This window comes from Pseudoalteromonas sp. Z9A4 (genome assembly GCF_011378845.1).
GTDB lineage: Bacteria > Pseudomonadota > Gammaproteobacteria > Enterobacterales > Alteromonadaceae > Pseudoalteromonas > Pseudoalteromonas arctica.
The window spans coordinates 15,226-28,128 of record NZ_WTLA01000038.1; the positions used below are offsets into that span (position 1 = coordinate 15,226).

Annotated in this window: 11 protein-coding genes; 1 reads left to right on the forward strand and 10 read right to left on the reverse strand. The window is 38.0% G+C overall.

The window, feature by feature from the left end; translation table 11 throughout:
• Positions 1-76: 76 nt before the first annotated feature.
• The 9 genes from GQR54_RS18255 to GQR54_RS18295 form a co-directional block, all read right to left on the reverse strand.
• A complete protein-coding gene (locus tag GQR54_RS18255) occupies positions 77-1,039 on the reverse strand; it encodes a class 1 fructose-bisphosphatase (RefSeq protein ID WP_166379467.1) in 963 nt (320 codons plus the stop codon).
• On the reverse strand, positions 1,036-2,118 hold the full coding sequence (gene fbaA / locus GQR54_RS18260) for a class II fructose-bisphosphate aldolase (RefSeq protein ID WP_166379469.1): 1,083 nt from the start codon (positions 2,116-2,118) through the stop codon (positions 1,036-1,038). Before fbaA ends, GQR54_RS18255 begins: the two co-directional genes overlap by 4 nt.
• A 14-nt stretch (positions 2,119-2,132) precedes the next feature.
• Complete coding sequence (gene eda / locus GQR54_RS18265; RefSeq protein ID WP_166379471.1) at positions 2,133-2,750, reverse strand: bifunctional 4-hydroxy-2-oxoglutarate aldolase/2-dehydro-3-deoxy-phosphogluconate aldolase; 618 nt, start codon at positions 2,748-2,750, stop codon at positions 2,133-2,135.
• Positions 2,751-2,979: 229 nt separating this feature from the next.
• Positions 2,980-3,912 carry a sugar kinase gene (locus GQR54_RS18270; RefSeq protein ID WP_166379473.1) on the reverse strand — a complete coding sequence of 311 codons (933 nt, stop codon included), beginning with the start codon at positions 3,910-3,912 and terminating at the stop codon, positions 2,980-2,982.
• Between the two features lie 74 nt (positions 3,913-3,986).
• On the reverse strand, positions 3,987-5,294 hold the full coding sequence (locus GQR54_RS18275) for an MFS transporter (RefSeq protein ID WP_166379475.1): 1,308 nt from the start codon (positions 5,292-5,294) through the stop codon (positions 3,987-3,989).
• A 2-nt stretch (positions 5,295-5,296) separates the two neighbouring features.
• Positions 5,297-5,641, reverse strand: a complete 345-nt coding sequence (locus tag GQR54_RS18280; protein ID WP_166379477.1) for a cupin domain-containing protein — start codon at positions 5,639-5,641, stop codon at positions 5,297-5,299.
• A 5-nt stretch (positions 5,642-5,646) separates the two neighbouring features.
• On the reverse strand, positions 5,647-7,857 hold the full coding sequence (locus tag GQR54_RS18285; protein ID WP_166379479.1) for a heparinase II/III family protein: 2,211 nt from the start codon (positions 7,855-7,857) through the stop codon (positions 5,647-5,649).
• A gap of 5 nt (positions 7,858-7,862) precedes the next feature.
• On the reverse strand, positions 7,863-10,121 hold the full coding sequence (locus GQR54_RS18290) for a polysaccharide lyase 6 family protein (protein WP_166379481.1): 2,259 nt from the start codon (positions 10,119-10,121) through the stop codon (positions 7,863-7,865).
• Between the two features lie 148 nt (positions 10,122-10,269).
• The gene (locus GQR54_RS18295) at positions 10,270-11,148 is read right to left on the reverse strand and encodes an NAD(P)-dependent oxidoreductase (RefSeq protein ID WP_007585320.1); all 879 of its coding nucleotides are present in this window, start codon (positions 11,146-11,148) and stop codon (positions 10,270-10,272) included.
• A gap of 647 nt (positions 11,149-11,795) precedes the next feature.
• Between GQR54_RS18295 and gloA the strand changes: the two genes are divergently transcribed.
• The gene (gene gloA / locus GQR54_RS18300; RefSeq protein WP_166379483.1) at positions 11,796-12,197 is read left to right on the forward strand and encodes a lactoylglutathione lyase; all 402 of its coding nucleotides are present in this window, start codon (positions 11,796-11,798) and stop codon (positions 12,195-12,197) included.
• 283 nt (positions 12,198-12,480) lie between these two features.
• Here gloA and GQR54_RS18305 read toward each other — a convergent pair whose 3' ends face one another.
• Positions 12,481-12,747: a DksA/TraR family C4-type zinc finger protein gene (locus GQR54_RS18305; RefSeq protein ID WP_166379485.1), complete on the reverse strand. Its 267-nt coding sequence runs from the start codon at positions 12,745-12,747 to the stop codon at positions 12,481-12,483.
• Positions 12,748-12,903: the final 156 nt, after the last annotated feature.

The window sequence follows — 12,903 nt, forward strand, 5'->3', positions numbered from 1 at the left end:
AAATGCGTTAAATAAATTGTTAAAAAGTAGGGGCTATTATCTTGCCCCCTACTTTATTTATATACTAAGTGATGCTTTATAACATAGCTTTATTATAAAACTCTACAGGCTCATTTGAGCCCAAAGCAACAGGCACACGTTGATGCAAGCTAGTTGGCGCAATATCTAAAATACGCGTTCCTCTAGAGGTTGCTTTACCACCTGCGTTTTCAACTAAAAGCGCTAACGGGTTTGCTTCATAAAGCAGTCTTATTTTTCCGTTATCGTTACCACTGCGTTTATCTTGCGGATACAAAAATAACCCGCCTCGGCATAATATACGATGAACGTCGCCTACCATCGCTGCATTCCAACGCATTGAGCTTTTTTCAAAGCTTTCACAGGTGTAAAGCAATTTATCAAAATACACTTGTGTCGGTTCGTCCCAATAACGGTAGTTAGCCATATTAACGGCAAATTCACGACTCTGCTCTGGCACACTCAACTGCTTATTTGTCAGTAGATAACCGCCATGCGTTGAGTCTAATGTATAACAACGCGTTGGACCGCCAGTACTCATTACAAGTAATGATGAAGGGCCGTATAACACATAGCCTGCACATACTTGATTTACACCAGGCTGACTAAATTGCTCGTCGCTGTCGAAGGCAACATCATCACGGGCTAAGTAAATAGTAAATATAGTGCCTATTTGCCCATTAACATCAATATTAGAGGAGCCATCTAGTGGGTCAAAAGCAACAATAAACTTACCTTCAGGATGGCCACCTACCGCATGATCTTCTTCCTCTGATGCAACTGATCGAACGCTGCTGTCGTCAAGTAGTATGTCTTTAAGTAGTTGGTTTGCAATTACATCTAGCTTTTTTTGAACTTCACCTTGGATGTTTTCATTCAATGTTGAACCTAAAACACCGGCTAATTCACCTTGGCTTACTCGAAAAGCAATTTCTTTACTGGTCGCTAAAATTGTGCGAATAAGTAAAATAAGATCGGTATCTACACCGTCTTCTTTTAATACTGTATTTAGTCTTTTCATGCGCTATACCTATTTACACAATTTAGATCGTCAAAGCATTGCTCTAGTCTTGCAACCATACTTTGCTCTGAATGACGCAGCCATACGCGAGGGTCATAGTATTTTTTGTTTGGCTTATCATCCCCATCAGGATTACCAATTTGCTCTTGTAGGTATGCTTGGTTAACTTTGTAGTAGTCTAAAATACCTGTCCAACACGCCCACTGCGTATCGGTATCAATATTCATTTTAACTACACCATAAGTTAAAGACTCTGCAATTTTATCGTATTCAGAACCACTACCACCATGAAACACAAAGTTGATTGAGTTGCTTGGTAAATTAAATTTTTCTGATACGTAAGCTTGTGAATCTTTTAAAATAGTTGGCGTAAGAACAACGTTTCCTGGCTTATATACACCGTGAACATTGCCAAAAGACGCTGCAATTATAAAGTTAGGGCTAATACGACTTAAACGCTCATATGCAAATGCAACATCTTCAGGCTGAGTGTATAAAGAAGAGCTGTCTAGGTGTGAGTTATCAACACCGTCTTCTTCGCCGCCTGTACAGCCAAGCTCTATTTCTAGCGTCATCCCTATTTTTGCCATACGTGTTAAGTAACGTTCACAAATTTCAATATTTTCTTCTAGAGGCTCTTCTGAAAGATCAATCATATGTGAGCTAAACAATGGTTTGCCAGTCAGTTCAAAGTGTCTTTCACCTTCGTCAAGTAAACCATCAATCCAAGGTAGTAGCTTTTTAGCTGCATGATCAGTATGAAGCATCACTGCTACTTCATAATGTGCGGCAACCATATGTACGTATTTTGCAGCACTTACCGCCCCAAGCACCGCTGATTGTTGCTCTGGTAAAGATAGGCTCTTACCACAAAAAAACTGTGCTCCACCATTAGAAAGCTGAATAATAACGGGCGAGTTTTTCTTTTTAGCAGCTTCTAGCGTCGCATTTATAGATGTTGTACTAACAACATTTACTGCTGGCAACGCATATTGATTAGTACGCGCATGTTCATACACAGCACTTACTTCGTCGCCAACGATTACGCCTGGCAGTATTGTTGGAGCTAAATAATTCATTTATGAAATCCTTTCTATTTTAAAGCTTGGATACAAGAATCGGTAATTGCTTGCCAATTTTCTTGCTCAACCCATTCTTTTTTCGCTATCCAAGTACCGCCAACGGCGAATACATTATTTAATGAAAGGTAGTCTATTTTATTACTTTCGCTAACGCCACCTGTAGGGCAAAAACTTACTGATCTAAATACTGTTGAAACAGCTGATACAAAAGGTGCTCCACCAGCAAGCGATGCTGGGAATAATTTTTGCTCTTTAAAGCCATATTCAAGCGCCATTAAAATATCACCTGTGTTTGATACACCAGGAAGTACTGGTACATTACATTTAGCAAGTGCAGTAAGTAGCGCAGGAGAAACCGCTGGCGTTACAATAAAGTCAGAACCCGCTTCAAGTGCTTGCTCTAAAATGTCAGTATTTATGACTGTACCCGCACCTACTTTTAGCTCAGGCACTTGTGCTTTAATAGCTTTTAATGCCTCTATTGATGCCTCTGTTCTTAGTACTACTTCTACTAAAGTAAGGCCAGCGTTAGCCATAGCTTTCGCTATTTGAACACCTTGCTCTGGCGTATCAGCTTGAATTATAGGTAGCAGTGTTTGTCCTGACATAAGTTCAGAAAAGCGAGTCATAACGTTGTTCCTTTATAAAAAGTAATGCGGCCGAGGTATGGCGGCCTTTAATGTTTAATTATTTTGTTATACCAATTGCATTAAATTAATGAGCTATTATAGCGACAAGAAAATAGCTCAATAACAAGGCTAAAATTATGATACATAGTTGTTCTATATAAATAATTTTTAACGTAGTTAGTGAGTTATTTAATACGCTAAGGTGATCATGTTTTTAATAAAATTGGTATCAGATACCAGCTTCAACCATTGCTAGCTGAAATATATCTTTTGGAGCAATAGCGCCTGGCTGTTGTATAACAGCACCTGCTGCTTTTGCAGCAAGTTGTACAGCACTTGAAATTGATTTATCAGATAAACGAGCACCTAAATAAACACCGTTAAAGGCATCGCCTGCAGAGGTAGTATCTACAACGTTTGTTACCGGTATTATAGTGTGGCTTTGAAGCGTATCGCCCTCTTTTGTCACTACCGATTCAGGGCCATTTTTAACAATAATTTCTTCAATTTGGTAAGGTTTTAAATATTCAACAACCGCTTCTACGCTATGTACGTCATAAAGTGTTGTTAAATCTTCAACGCCTGGAAGGGTAATATCTGCAAGAGTAAAGGCTAAATGATACTGCTCTTTAGTTTCCTCTACACTATTCCACAAACGCGCTCTGTAGTTAGGATCAAAAACTATTTTAACCCCAGCATCTTTAAGCTGCTTTACCACTTTCCAAAATTGCTCACGTGCGCTTTCTTCAATTATTGCTAATGAAATTCCTGAAAAGAAAAACATATCACCTTGGCTAAGCTGCTCGAGTGCATCAGCATCTAAAAAATCAACAACCTTTTTAGCTGCAGAATCATTACGCCAATAAATAAAGCTACGCTCACCATGCTCATCTGTTTCTATGTAATACATGCCGGGTACTTTGGTATCGTGAGCAAATACGAGTTGTGTACTTATTTGTTCACTTTCAAAGCGCTCAAGCATTTTTTTACTTAAATTATCTTGTCCTAAAGCCGTAACAACCGAGGTAGTAACCTGCGGGAAGCAACGTTTTAAATACACTGCAGAATTATAAACATCGCCTGCAAATGATTGGTGAAGTGTAGCTGCGCTCATAGCTCTAAGCTCGACCATGCATTCACCGATAAAGTAAATATTTTTCATCTTGGAAGTTACCCTATGTAGTTAACTGCTATGCGCTTATACAGATTATGTTGGCATAGCAGTTATTATCTAGATTATTGAGGCTTTTTAAGAGGTTCTATTTTTGGAATTAAAATCCAAACAGCTGCCATTGCTATAATGGCTAAAGAAGCACCAATAACAAATGCTGGCGTGTAGTTACCATCAGCAGTAAGAATAGGCACTAGCGATGTAAGGCCTACAGCACCAAGCTTTGCCGCCATGCCAGAGAAACCTGATAATGTACCTACAGCTTTTTTGCCTAGTAAATCACTTGGTAGTGTTTGCACGTTACCAATTGCAGTTTGAAAACCAAATAAGATAACAGCCATGATTAGTACCGCAGTTGTTGGTCCACCTGGATTTGCCATTGCAAGTAACGCAGGTAGCATAATTAAACAACCCAGCGTAATAGTTAGCTTACGTGTTTTGTCTGTATTCCAGCCTGCTTTAAGTCGGTTTTGAGCCAATAAGCCACCAAACCATGCGCCAAACATTGCGCCAACATAAGGAACCCAACCGTATATACCAATAGATTTAACATCCATGCCATATACTTCGTTTAAGTAAATTGGAATCCAAAAAACAAATAACCACCAAATAGGGTCAATTGCAGCAGAGGCAATAATTACGCCCCAGCTTTGTTTACGAGAAAGTAGCTCGGCTGTAGATGGATTATATTCTTCTTCATCTTCGCAAGTTACATCACCATTATCATCAACACGTCTTTGACCTGTTAAGATGTATTCACGTTCTTGTGCAGTAAGCCAAGGATGAGAGCTAGGCGGCGCTTTAACTAAAATTAACCAAGGCACTAACCAAAGAAAACCTAATACACCGACAAAAACAAACACCATTTTCCAGCTAAAGTAGATAGTTAAGTATGCAATTAAAGGGATAGCAATAATGCCACCAATTGCAGCACCAGAGTTAAAAATACCCTGTGCTAAGGCGCGCTCTTTAGTAGGAAACCATTCAGCATTACCTTTAGCTGCGCCCGGCCAGTTACCGGCTTCTGCTACACCTAAGATTGCGCGAAAAATACTAAGGCTAAGTACACCTTGTGCAAATGCATGTGCAACGGTTGCAATAGACCAAACACCTATCGATAAAACAAAACCGAAGCGTGTGCCTACCCAGTCAAATATTTTACCAAATATGGCTTGACCAAATGCATAAGCAAATACAAACACAATTGAAATATTAGCGTATATTTGTTTGCGTTCTAGCGCTGATTCATCAGGGAACAAATCTTCAACAATGTCCGGCCAAAGCACACTAAGTGCTTGACGGTCTATATAGTTAATAATGGTCGCTAGCGCAATTAGCGCTATAACCCACCAACGTAAGCCTTTAAGTTGCATAATTAATCCTCAAGAAAGTCTTCACGCGCTGGGCTAAAGGTATCAATCAGGATTCCACCTGTTGGACAGGTAGCACCATGATCAGCAAATGGAGGGATTAAGCAGCTATCACCCGGTTTTAAGATTTTAGTTACGCCATCAATGTTAAAGTGAAACTCACCTTCAACAACATACGTTACTTGAGAATGTCTGTGAGCATGGTTATAACCAATAGCCCCTTTCTCAAACCAAATTTTAACGGCCATTAGCTCTTCGTTATAACCTAGCATTTGACGTTTTAGACCATTTCCTAAATCTTCAATTTCGGTCTCGCTGCCAAATGAAAAGTTTGCGCTTTGCTTTTGCATCCTGTTTACTCCTGATTATTGTTCATCATATAAACGCCTAATCGGCCATTTAAAGTGAACTCTTTATTTTGATAATTGAATGTATTTTTAGCTGAGGTTGGTGCTTTATTAATAGCCACTAAATATGACTTGCCTTTAATATCAAGTTCAACAAGTGTTAAATCGCCCTGCTGACTATATTCAAGCTTTGTAACTCTACTAACAGCTTCTAACGTATATTCTTTACTTGGATTGTATTCACCGTGAGGCTCTAATACAGATATAAATTTATGATGCTTTTGACCCTCAACACGACGAATAAAACCGTTTTCGTTGCGTAAGTTAAAATCAGGGTCGTTTGCGCCTATTTGAGTAAACAAGAAAGACTCATCACCTTTAACCAAACTCGTTTGCGTATAAAAGCGACCATTTTCGTTTAACCACGTTACTTTAGCTAAACCACTTTGAGGTTGCGCTTGAGCTTTAAGCCATAGATGCTGGTAGCCATTTTTAGTACCTAATGCAGACAGTTGTGTTGCATTCGCTTTTAGCTCAAAGCTGGTATCTATAAGCTGACCTTTATAATGCAAAGGCAAATCAAGCTGATGTGCTTTATTTGCTGCAACATCAAATATATCAAGTGCAACTGTGCTTTGTAGTTCAGGTAAGTTAATAAGTGCAAGCGTACGCTCAAGATCAACGCCTTTATAAGCTGTGCTTATTTCGCCGCTTGAAACCGTGCCGTATTCATTCGTTTCGAAAAAGTTAAGTGTAGGGTAATTACTATTTCCTACTTCAACATTTGCATTAAAATGCGTTGTTTCGTCAACCACTACCGTATTGTGCGCAACAGTGTGTTTAGCGTAAGTTTCGTTTTCAGGTAAATAACGACCGCCGTATTTAGCTTCTACATTTAAAAAACGTGCTGCGCCATAATCAGATACAATTTCATTACCGTGATCGTAAAACTGCCATGTTAGTTTATCAAAATGACCGTGACCTAAGCCTTGTGCAGCAGGTTTAAATAGTAGAGCTTGATCGCCACCTACCTGCGTTCTCATTACAACTAAAGCACCTTGATTTCCGTCATTACCATCGCCGAAGGCAACAGATTTAAACGAATAAGGTTTTGCCATGTTGTTATCAAGTGCTTGAGCTACTTTTAGCCCATCACCAGAGAGAATTATTTGGTCTTGTTGCTTGGCAATATCTAAATAACCTGCATCGTTGGTTAAGCCATACGCTGCCGTTACCCCATTTACTAACTCAATGGTATCGATACCTTTACTTTTTATTGCATCGTTAATTGGGAAAAACAAACCGTTGTAGCTAAGTTGAATCGTCGTATCAATCGCTTTTAATAATATGCCATCGCGATATTCAAATATTTTTCGTTGTGGTTCGTTGTTTTCAATCGCTTTAGCAAATGTTACAAAAGGTAGTAGTGCAAAGCGTTGATAGTAAGGGCCTTCGTTATAGTAACCTTGTGGTGAAAACAGCATTTCTAGCTGCTTAATAAAGCCACCCTTACCCGACTTTTCTAAATCGTATAATGATTTTTCTACCCACTCAGGTTCACCTAATACATACCCTGCCATGCCAACACCCGCTGTTGCCCATGTTCCATGATTATGTACTTTATTAAATGTAGACGGTTGGCCTACTGATGTGAACAACGAAACAGGACGTAGTAAGTCATTTTCGATTGTTTTAATGTTATCGGCATTTAACGAGTCATGAATTAGATCATAAGCTTGTATTGTGTAAACAAGCCACATTGCTTCATTTAGGCTTTGCCAAAAAAACTTACCTGGATTTTGCGAGTCCATTTTACGTTTTGGATGCAGACCAAGCGTTGGGTATAATTTTGCGTACTCAAGCAACATATCACGTACATAGTTTGCGTATTTATCATCTTGGCTTAATTGATAAATAATGCCTGCGTTATACATAAGCTGATAATTTTTTTTGTGGCGTTCATGTGTATAACCACCACCACCATCTTTTGGTACAGGTACCGCAATTGGTTGAGCTATTTGTTCGTCTACTTGCGCTTTTAATAGCTCAAACGCAGTAGAAAATTTACCTTCGCTGCCTATTGCTTGGCGCATATGACTTACGTCATCAGTAGTAATTACTAAGTTTGGGTGCGCTGCATGCGCACCCAATGATGTAAGTAATGTAAGTGCTGCTACAGCCGCTATTTTAAAACGTGTTTGGCATTTTAATAAGTACATAGTATTTACCCTGCCTTATTTAAAATGTTGTTATTTTTTAATACTGCTGTATGTGGGCCTTTTACTCTTAGCTCTTTAACGCTTGGTGCTTTAGTTGCATCAAATGTATTATCTGAGATTTCAGTTTTAGGCTCGCCTACTGTGTGCTCTACAACAATAGGAGCAGATTTAACAAATTTATTATCTTTGATATTAGTAACCTGAACACCGTGAACATAAATGCTCGCTTGCTCTTTGTTACGCTTACCAAGGCCAACGTTATTAAGCGTGTTATTTGTCATTTCAAAATGAGGGCCAAATGTACTTTCATCACTGCCACCACGGTAAAGCTTAAGTACACCACCTTGCACATCTTTAAATGTATTATTATTTACAATAACGTATTCCGCGTTATAAACACCTAAGTCTTCAATTTCAGTATTTAGACGTAAAATGTCACCTGTTACTGTATTAAAGGTATTACCTGTAACAATAATTTCGTCAGCCATTGCACCTTTACCAGTGATAAAGAAATGGAATGAATGATTAATATCTAAAGCATTTAACTCTGAGTTGGTCATTACAAAGCGGTAGTTATCAACCATACCCCATTTTTGCGTACGAACAATGCTGTTACCTATTGCATCTGGCGCGTTTTCACCTGAAATTGATAAACCATCTAGTTTTAAGCTGCCGCCATCATGTATTTCAAACAAGGTAGAGCGTTGAAAAGTAAGTTTAGACTTTGTGCTCTGCTTCGCTTTAATTGTCAACGTTTTATCAATTTTAACCAGTTTAGAAACATCATACTGGCCAGGCGCTAGTTCTAGAACATCACCCGACTCGGCATTATCAATAGCGTCTAGTAATGCACTTACATCAGCTTTAACAGAATGTGTCTTACCTGAATCAAAATCAACTAAAGCAGGTACTTTTGCATACCAGCTAACACCGGTATCTTCTTTTTTAAGTACTTTTAAATCACGCTTTGCACCTACATTTAAACTTTTAGATGTTGGGTAAAGTAGACCATTACTTGCTTTTTTAAGCATGATTTTTTCTTTTTTTACACCGTACGTTAGCTCAGAAAGTACTTTTGTATCAGCAATGTTGTTACTTAGTACCAGCCCGCTTACATCATCAAATGTTGTAAATGGCTGTTCACCATCTTGATTTATGATTAAGTTGTTTTTCATTACGCTATCTTTAGGTGCAGCGCTACGCTCAGCATCGCTACCAGCGGCAAGTTGAATATGACGCACATTTATAAATGTGTTGTTTTCAATTGTCGCATTTTCAACTTGGTGATAACGATTTATAGATGAATTTGGTACGCCGTTCATCACAGTAAAACCACTGCCAAAACGATACCCTGTTAGACCTTGTAGGTAGTTATTTCTTACAATTTGATCTTTATTGATAACGCGAATACCACCTGTGTGGTCAACACCATTACCAATAAAAATATTTTCTTCTATAAGGTTACCGTTACCATGGCGCAGCGTTAATGTACCGCGCGCTTCATAAAATACGTTATTACGAAGGATGTTTTTACCTGACTTAACCGACACAATTTCTACTTCACCATTGGTGCGTTCAAAATAGTTATTTTCTACCAATGTATGCGAATCAGTTAATGAGTAATGGCTGGTGCCAATACGCAGGGTTTCACCACCGTTTGAACCAAAAGTTGGACGGTAGCCAAAATAGTTGTTGTCTATGCGGTGATAGTTTTCCTGACTTGCTTGAGTGTTTAAACGAACAGCAACTGTCACACCTTTATTTCGTTTGCCAACTAAATGACTATGATCAAAGCGGTTATGTTGTCCATATAATGCAACCCAATAATCAGACTCTCGTTTGTCTGGATTACTATAATTATCGATTACTGTTTGAGTAACTCGTGAATTGTAGGCTAATTCATTTTTATTTTTACGAAACTCTATTACAGCTGAGCTCGGTGTGTAGCCGTCTTTAAATACTAAACCTGAAGCTTCAAGGTATTTACCTGCAAGTCTTAGGTTCGATTGACCCGATAAAATTACTTTACCGTTAGTTTCAGCGGTCAATAAAATAGGAGAGTTTTTTGTACCTTGGCCTTCAAGTAGGATTTCGAAGTCAGACCAAGTACCATTTTTAAGTACTACTTTGTCGCCAGCAACTAGATTAGCTGCGATATCATTAAAAGCTTGTTTACTTTCTACAAAATAATCTTTGGCCGCTATTTGTGTGGATATGCAACCGATGAGAACTAGACTAAGCTTTATTGTGTTAATCAAACGCATAGTTAACTCTTTTTCGTTGTGACTGAAAGTAGTGCTTCATCAGAATTTAAAAAAGCTGACATTACACAAAGACTTTAGTCAATTGGTGTCATGTGTGTTAAAGCGCCTTAAGCCAAAAGCTTAAAGCGCTCAATAAGGTCGAGAAGTATTACTTTTCTAGCTTTTTGAAGTAATCAAAAATTTCAGGAACGTTACCTTGACCCATACCAGCGTCAAACGCTGCTTGTAGGTTAGCTGATGAACCTTCAGCGATTTTTGATTCAGTACCTAGGTCTTCTACCATTTGTAGGAAGTAGCCTAAATCTTTGTTTGCATTAGCAATCGAGAAACCAAGGTCGCTAACATTATCAACTGCATAGTTTTTACAAAATTGCATAAACGGTGAGTTAGATGGACCAGTCGACATGATGTCAAAAAGCTGTTGACGGTCAACACCGGCAAGCTCTGCAACTGCAAATGCTTGTGACATAGCACATACTGTAGTCATGCCCATGAAGTTGTTGATAAGCTTAGTTGTATGACCTGCACCTAGCTCGCCAAGATGGAAAACGTTTTCACCTTGATCTTCTAGTACTGGTTTAACTTTATTGAATGTATCAATATCGCCTGCAGCCATGATGTTTAAAAGGCCGTCTTTAGCATGTGCTGGTGTACGGCCAAGAGGAGCATCAATCATGCCTGCGCCTTTAGCTGCTAAATCAGCACCAATTTTTTTAGTAGATGATGGAATAGAAGTACCAAAATCAACTAGTACTGCACCTTCTTTAATACCCGCTAGGATACCGTCTTCTGCATAAATGATTTTTTCTACAACGGCAGAAGTTGTAAGACAAAACATAACAATATCTGAACCTTCAGCTAGCTCTTTAGCAGTGCTTGCTGTTTTTGCGCCTCTAGCGACACATGCTGCAACCGCATCTTTGCTAAGGTCCATAACAATTAGCTCATAGCCTTTGTTTTGTAAATTTTCGGCCATGTTGCCGCCCATTAAGCCTAAGCCGATGAAACCGATGACTGGTTTTGACATGAATAACTCCTAAATATGTGGCGCATACTTTTATAAGAACAAGTAAAATCTACTTTAAAATACGCTGTGTCTTTGTTTCAATTTGTAGAGTAACTTTAAGCTTGAGTTATTTATAAATTAACCTGTGCAAAACGTAACTCTGATTAATTACCAATACATTGTATTCACTCAAACCAAGCAACTTACCAATTGGTATGCAAAAACTGTATTACCATACGCCTTTTTTGTCAACCAATAAGTTAACCAAGTAAATCCCATATTTTTACAAATTACATACAAATAAATTTAATATCAATTAAAAACAAATAGTTAGATACAACAAACCCAATCAGACATAGGTTAACTTTTGTTGAACAATCAGTAACTTTTTTTATACTAATAGGTTGACCAATAATTGAGTGTTCTTTATTTAAATATGCAAAATTCAATAAAATGGTTCATTAATTGGTAATTTACAATTGATGTTATTGGTAAAATTATAAGGATCATACGTCAACAGCTTCCAACTCTAAATGGTATTGAGGTTGTGATTTGTACGTAACGCCTACATATATGGCTAATACATATAAAAACCACAAAATGCGCTTAATAATAGCGCTTAGTTAAAAATATACTGAACTTTGAAAAATCACTAAAGGAACTGAATAATGCGTTTATTACATACTATGCTGCGTGTAGCGGATTTAGACAAATCAATTGCTTTTTATACTGAAGTATTAGGTATGAAGGAATTACGCAGAGCTGATAACAGTGAATACAGATACACTCTTGCCTTTATTGGATATGGCGACGAAGCAGATAATACAGTATTAGAGTTAACTTATAACTGGGACGAGGATAGCTACGACCTGGGTAATGGATATGGTCATATTGCCATTGAGTTTGATGATATTTACAAGGCCTGTGCTGATATTAGAGCAGCCGGTGGTAATGTTAGTCGTGAACCTGGACCAGTAAAAGGCGGCACTACTGAAATTGCTTTTGTAAAAGACCCTGATGGTTATTCAATAGAACTTATTCAGAAAAAAGATGACATGAGTAAATTTTAAATTACTTAACAACTAGTTCAAGTAATAACAATTTGCTTAATGCCAATCTGCTTATATATGGGGTCTATTTAACGTTAAGAAAATTACGCTAGAACTAGGCAAAAATTTTTGTATCTAGTTGTTCTAAATAAAAAATTTTTAACGACGTTATAGTGCAATTTAATTCGTTAAATTGATCAAAGATTTATGCTGGTTGGTATAACTATGGAGGGGTTTAATTTTATATATTGTTCAAATATTTATGCAGGTTGGTATTAAATAAAAGGTGCTTTTCAGCACCTTTTTAACGCAACTGACTATCTTTACTGCCACGTCTATTAAACGATTTAGCGCTAGCATCATTACCTTCTATCGCAGCTTGGCATGCAACACAGTAGCGCACTCCTGGTAACGCGATCCTTCGTGCTTGTGGGATTTTCTCATCGCACTCATCACATAACTCTGCACTTGCGCCAGATATTAAATTGCTTCTTGCATACTGTACGGCGTCATTAACACTCGCATCAATTTGATCTTGAATTGCACCGTCTCGTGCCCATCCACTTGCCATAAATCCTCCTAATAAAGTTGGATGTTTAAATTTATGCTACCAAATCGAATCTTTATAAGTACTGAATATTTTTGGATTTTTGGATTTTTGGATTTTTGGATTTTTGGATTTTTGGATTTTTGGATTTTTGGATTTTTGGATTTTTGGATTTTTGGA

Bases quoted from the DNA above. Each gene is read 5' to 3' on its own strand.
- GQR54_RS18255 (WP_166379467.1), bottom strand. From the start codon at position 1,039: ATGAAAAGACTAAATACAGTATTAAAAGAAGACGGTGTAGATACCGAT.
- fbaA (WP_166379469.1), bottom strand. From the start codon at position 2,118: ATGAATTATTTAGCTCCAACAATACTGCCAGGCGTAATCGTTGGCGAC.
- eda (WP_166379471.1), bottom strand. From the start codon at position 2,750: ATGACTCGCTTTTCTGAACTTATGTCAGGACAAACACTGCTACCTATA.
- GQR54_RS18270 (WP_166379473.1), bottom strand. From the start codon at position 3,912: ATGAAAAATATTTACTTTATCGGTGAATGCATGGTCGAGCTTAGAGCT.
- GQR54_RS18275 (WP_166379475.1), bottom strand. From the start codon at position 5,294: ATGCAACTTAAAGGCTTACGTTGGTGGGTTATAGCGCTAATTGCGCTA.
- GQR54_RS18280 (WP_166379477.1), bottom strand. From the start codon at position 5,641: ATGCAAAAGCAAAGCGCAAACTTTTCATTTGGCAGCGAGACCGAAATT.
- GQR54_RS18285 (WP_166379479.1), bottom strand. From the start codon at position 7,857: ATGTACTTATTAAAATGCCAAACACGTTTTAAAATAGCGGCTGTAGCA.
- GQR54_RS18290 (WP_166379481.1), bottom strand. From the start codon at position 10,121: ATGCGTTTGATTAACACAATAAAGCTTAGTCTAGTTCTCATCGGTTGC.
- GQR54_RS18295 (WP_007585320.1), bottom strand. From the start codon at position 11,148: ATGTCAAAACCAGTCATCGGTTTCATCGGCTTAGGCTTAATGGGCGGC.
- gloA (WP_166379483.1), top strand. From the start codon at position 11,796: ATGCGTTTATTACATACTATGCTGCGTGTAGCGGATTTAGACAAATCA.
- GQR54_RS18305 (WP_166379485.1), bottom strand. From the start codon at position 12,747: ATGGCAAGTGGATGGGCACGAGACGGTGCAATTCAAGATCAAATTGAT.